Source organism: Nodosilinea sp. P-1105 (genome assembly GCF_012911975.1).
In the GTDB taxonomy this organism is placed as follows: domain Bacteria; phylum Cyanobacteriota; class Cyanobacteriia; order Phormidesmidales; family Phormidesmidaceae; genus Nodosilinea.
The window spans coordinates 1-4972 of the sequence record NZ_SMDQ01000131.1 but is presented as its reverse complement, the minus strand read 5'-3'; the positions used below and the strand labels follow the sequence as shown (position 1 = coordinate 4972).

Genomic DNA, 4972 nt, shown 5'->3' with positions numbered 1-4972 from the left:
CCCATCCCCCCATCCCCCCATCTCCCCATCCCCATGAACCTCTTCTACCGCAACCGCCAACTCCTCCTGCTCACCCTAGTGTTGGTCGTCGTCTGGGGCCTCTCCGCCTTTCTCACCCTGCCTCGCCTGGAAGACCCGGAAATCGTGCAGCGGTTTGCCCGCGTGACCACCTTCTTGCCAGGGGCAACGCCGGAGCGGGTGGAAACTTTGGTGACTGAGAAGATCGAAGATCGGCTGTTTGAACTGGAAGAAATCGCGTCCCTACAATCCACCTCGGGCACCGGCATCTCCGTCATCACTGTAGAGCTGAAAGAGACCATCCCCGACGTTGACCCAGTGTGGGCCAAGGTGCGCAGCAAGGTGGATGATGCGGTGCCGGATTTGCCAGCGGATGCGTCCACGCCGGAGTATGCCGATAGCTCCACCAAGGCCAGTGCCCTAATCGTTGGCCTCACCTGGCTGCGGGAGGATGCGCCCAACTACCCGATCATGGGGCGGCTGGTGGCGGCCCTAGAGGATCGGCTGCGGGCAATACCGGGCACTGAGACGGTGGATCTGTTTGGCGAACCAGACGAAGAAATTCGGGTAGACATCACTGCAACAGAGCTCTCGCGGCTGGAGCTGTCAGCGGCGGCCCTAGCCCAGCAGATTGCCGCCAGTGATGCGAAGGTATCGGCGGGGCAGTTTCGCAGTGACAGTTCTGAGTTTCTGCTGGAGGTGAATAGCAACCTCAGTTCCCTGGAGCAGATTCGCGCCATCCCGATTGCAACGGGGGGCGCAGGACAGGTGGCCCGACTGGGAGACATTGCCACCGTCACCAAAACCATACAAGACCCGCCCACAGACCTAGCTTTAGTAAATGGGCATCCGGCGATCGCCCTGGCGGCCAAGGTGGAGTCTGCCGAACGGGTAGACCTCTGGGCCGGGCAGGCTAGAACGGTGCTGGAGACTTTTCGCGCCGAGCTGCCCCAGGGGCTGGGGTTACATGTCGTCCTCGACCAGAGCCAGTACGTGCAGCAGCGGCTTAACGGGGTGGTTCGCAATCTGGTGCTGGGGTCGCTGCTGGTAATTGCTGTGTCATTGCTGATTTTGGGCTGGAAGTCGGCCCTGCTGGTGGGGCTAGCGCTTCCCCTGACCACCCTGACCGTGTTTGGCACCATGGGGGCACTGGGGGTGCCGCTGCATCAGATGTCGGTGACGGGCATCATCATTGCCCTGGGGCTGCTGATCGACAACGCCATCATTGTGGTGGATGAAGTGCAGGGGCGGCTGCGCCAGGGAATTCTCCCTGCCGATGCGGTCGGGCAGACAGTGCATCACCTACTGGTGCCGCTGCTGGCCTCAACCCTGACCACGGTGCTGGCCTTTGTGCCCATTGCCACGTCGCCGGGGGGCGTGGGGGAATTCATCGGCACCATCGGCCTAACGGTAATTTTGGCACTACTGAGTTCCTTGACCCTGTCCTTGACGGTGATTGTGGCCTTGGCGGGGCGGCTGCATCGGTGGAATCCGCTGCCACTGGGTTGGGACTGGTTGCAGCACGGGGTCTCCAATGACGACCTGGCCCATGCCTATCGGTGGAGTCTGCACACAGTGTTTCGCCGCCCTTGGCTTGGGGTCGGGCTATCGTTGGTGCTGCCGGTGATCGGCTTTGCGGTGTTTGCTAGCCTGCCCCAGCAGTTCTTTCCCCCCACCAACCGCAACCAGTTTCAGATCGAGTTTGAGCTACCGACCCAGGCGTCTCTGGCCGCAACCCAAACCCAGATTCGCCAGGCCCGGGAGCTGGCCCTTCAGCATCCTGAGGTGGACGACATTCACTGGTTCATGGGTCGCAGTGCACCGCCTTTTTTCTACAACGTGCTGGACAACCGCCGCAATGCCCAGAACTTTGCCCAGGGAATTGTCCAACTGGTAGGCACTGACCACATTCGCCAGACCATTCAAGCCCTGCAAACCGAGCTGGATGCGGCTTTCCCCCAAGCCCAGGTGTTGGTGAAGCAGCTGGAGCAGGGGCCACCCTTTGACGCGCCGATTGAGCTGCGGGTCTATGGGGCAGATCTGGCAGGGTTAAGGCAGGTGGGCGATCGCCTCCGCGCCGAGCTGGCCCAAGTGACTGATGTCGTCCATACCCGGGCCACCCTGACTGAAGCCCTACCTAAGCTAGCCCTCACTGTCGATGAAGCCCAGGCCCGCCGCCTGGGGTTGGATAACCAGGCGATCGCAGCTCAGCTCAACGCTGCTCTAGATGGCAGAACGGGGGGCTCGGTGATGGATGGCAGCCGCGACATTCCCGTGCGGGTGCGGGTGCCGGAAGAACAGCAGGGGGATCTGGGGGCGATTGGTTCGTTAGAGATGGTGACGGCCCAGGGGCAGATGCCTTTAGATGCGATCGCGACCCTTTCTCTGGTGCCCGACACCGCCAGCATCAGCCGCCGCAATGGCCAGCGGATCAATACGGTGCAGGGATTCATCATGGCCGGGGCTTTACCCAGTAGGGTGCTGGCCGCATTCCAAGCACGGTTGAACGACCAGGACTTTGAACTGCCCCCCGGCTACCGGATTGAGTATGGTGGCGAGGCCGATGCGCGCGGCACCGCCGTGGGCAACCTGCTGTCTACCGTTGGGATACTGACAATCCTGATGACCGCCACCCTGGTGCTGTCCTTCAACTCCTTTGGCTTAGCGGCCCTGATTGGTTCGGTGGCTATCCTTGCCGTGGGGTTGGCGGCCCTAGCGCTGAAGCTATTCGGCTCCATCTTTGGCTTCACCGCCATTCTCGGCACCCTGGGGTTGATTGGTCTGGCGATCAACGACTCGATTGTGGTGCTGGCGGCCTTACGGGAAGACCCTGAGGCCAAGTTGGGGCATCCCCAAGCGGTGGAGGACGTGGTGTTCCACGCCACCCGCCACGTGATTGCGACGACAGTGACCACCATCGTCGGCTTTGTGCCGCTGATGCTTGACCCCACCGGGTTTTGGCCACCTCTGGCGATCGCGATCGCAGGCGGCCTCGGCGGTGCCACCCTGCTGGCCCTCTACTACATCCCCTCGGTGTATCGGCTGCTGAGCTGCCGAAAACAGGAACTTGTAACGCAAACAGCCGCAACAGCATCGCTGGCTGTCTTCCCTACACTGCGGGATTAGGGCATTCAGTCTCCTGGGCCTGTAGTCGGCGGCCTACCCACGTTGCCAGATCAGCCCGTCCAGCGTCAATCAGCGCTTTGTCGCGAATTCGGCAAGAATCGCACCGTCCGCAGGGCTCTTTACCCCCTTCGTAACACGACCAGGTTTCAGCGATCGGTACGCCCAGGCGCAGAGCCCGGTGGACGATATCAACCTTGGAGTCCATCACTAGGGGGGCGACCAGTTGGGGGGCGTTGCCCTCTAGCCCAGCCTTAGAAGAAAGCTGAGCCAGCTGCTGAAAGGCGGCCAAATATTCAGGCCGACAGTCGGGGTAGCCGGAATAGTCCACGGCATTGATGCCCAGATAGATGGCGTCTGCCTGCTTGGCCTCGGCTAGGGATAGGGCAATGGCGATAAACACCGTGTTGCGCCCCGGCACATAGGTAGACGGAATCGCCCCGGCCTGCACCCCATCCTGGGGCAGGTTCTCGTTCAGGTCAGTGAGGGACGAGCCACCCCACTGGGCCAGGTTCACATCCATCACATGGTGCTCTGCGATGCCCAGATGGGCGGCGAGCTTGCGGGCGGCCTCTAGCTCTCGCTCGTGACGTTGGCCGTAGCGGAAGGAGAGGGCAATAGGGACGTAGCCGTCGGCCATGGCCTGTGCCGCTGCCGTGGCCGAGTCTAGCCCTCCCGATAGCAGAACAATGGCTTTGGGTTGAGTCATCGCTATTGGACTCCCAAAAATTTATGCGTTTGCAGGCTAACGCGCCACTCCGGATGTTTCAAGACGTAGTTGAACACAATCTGCTGACTGTCTGAGGTTTCCCACTCCGGCTGGAGTCGTTTGTCTACGGTTGGGGACAGCTGGGCCGCCTGCTGCTCGGCCCAGGCCAGGTCGGCCTCGGTGGCGACCACCACTTTCAGTTCGCTGGCCTGGGTATAGATGCTGGGATGGGGTGGCTTAAACCGTTTGGGGGAGAAGGTGACCCAGTCGAAGTGGCCACTGAAGGGGTGGGCACCGGAGGTTTCCAGGTGAACCTGGAGGTCAGCAGCTTTGAGTTGCTGGGTGAGCAGGGTTAGATTATGCATCAGCGGCTCTCCGCCGGTGATCACCACAATCTGGGGATTGGCGGCTTTGGCGGCGGAGACCAACGTCCCGATGGTCTGTTGAGGGTGACGCTTTGGGTTCCAGGAGTGCTTGGTGTCGCACCAGGGGCAGCCGACATCGCACCCCCCCAGTCGGATGAAGAAAGCGTTGGTGCCTGCCCAGGCCCCTTCTCCCTGAATGGAGTGAAATGTTTCGACGACGGGCAGGGTTTGGGCCAGCTCTGGGGACAAGTCAGCCGTTGGGGAGTTTGTGGTCGGGACGCTGATCTTAATCATCTTCATACTCGGCCCAGGAATTGGGGGTTTCGGAAACGCAGACCTTGAGCTTCACCCCCTCGGGCAGCTCTTTTTTGGTTTTGTCATAGATGTACTGGGCGATCATCTCGGCAGTGGTTTCGTAGCCTTCGGGCAGTACGTCATTGAGCACGCAGTGGTCGAGCCCCCCCTTGAGCAGGTCGCGTTTGGCCCAGCGCAGGGTGCGAAAGTCGGCCACCATCACCGGGTGGGGGCAGTACTGGGAGGAGTGGAGCTGGTGGGAGGTGGCCTCAAGGCGAACTCGGTAGGTGTGACCGTGCATGCGACCGCAGGGACCATCGTAGTCGCGGATGGAGTGGGCGGCATCAAAGGTGAATTCGGTGGAAAGTTTCCATTTGGGCATGGTGCTTAACGGGTGACAACGTACCTAGAGAGCTTGCTGCATCAGGGATAGAGCATAGAAACCTCGCTGAAAATAGAGTTG

Annotated in this window: 4 protein-coding genes; 1 reads left to right on the top strand and 3 read right to left on the bottom strand. The window is 61.1% G+C overall.

Annotated elements, in window-relative coordinates; genetic code table 11:
• The first annotated feature begins 33 nt into the window (after positions 1 to 33).
• Complete coding sequence (locus E1H13_RS26175) at positions 34 to 3144, top strand: efflux RND transporter permease subunit (RefSeq protein WP_169617897.1); 3111 nt, start codon at positions 34 to 36, stop codon at positions 3142 to 3144.
• On the opposite strand, the gene queC is transcribed toward E1H13_RS26175, so the two are convergent.
• The 3 genes from queC to E1H13_RS26160 are packed head-to-tail and all read right to left on the bottom strand — an operon-like array spanning position 3128 to position 4891.
• Positions 3128 to 3850: a 7-cyano-7-deazaguanine synthase QueC gene (gene queC, locus E1H13_RS26170; RefSeq protein WP_169617896.1), complete on the bottom strand. Its 723-nt coding sequence runs from the start codon at positions 3848 to 3850 to the stop codon at positions 3128 to 3130. The genes E1H13_RS26175 and queC overlap by 17 nt on opposite strands.
• Positions 3851 to 3852: 2 nt before the next feature.
• The gene (locus E1H13_RS26165; RefSeq protein WP_169617898.1) at positions 3853 to 4509 is read right to left on the bottom strand and encodes a 7-carboxy-7-deazaguanine synthase QueE; all 657 of its coding nucleotides are present in this window, start codon (positions 4507 to 4509) and stop codon (positions 3853 to 3855) included.
• On the bottom strand, positions 4502 to 4891 hold the full coding sequence (locus tag E1H13_RS26160) for a 6-carboxytetrahydropterin synthase (protein ID WP_169617895.1): 390 nt from the start codon (positions 4889 to 4891) through the stop codon (positions 4502 to 4504). Before E1H13_RS26160 ends, E1H13_RS26165 begins: the two co-directional genes overlap by 8 nt.
• Positions 4892 to 4972: the final 81 nt, after the last annotated feature.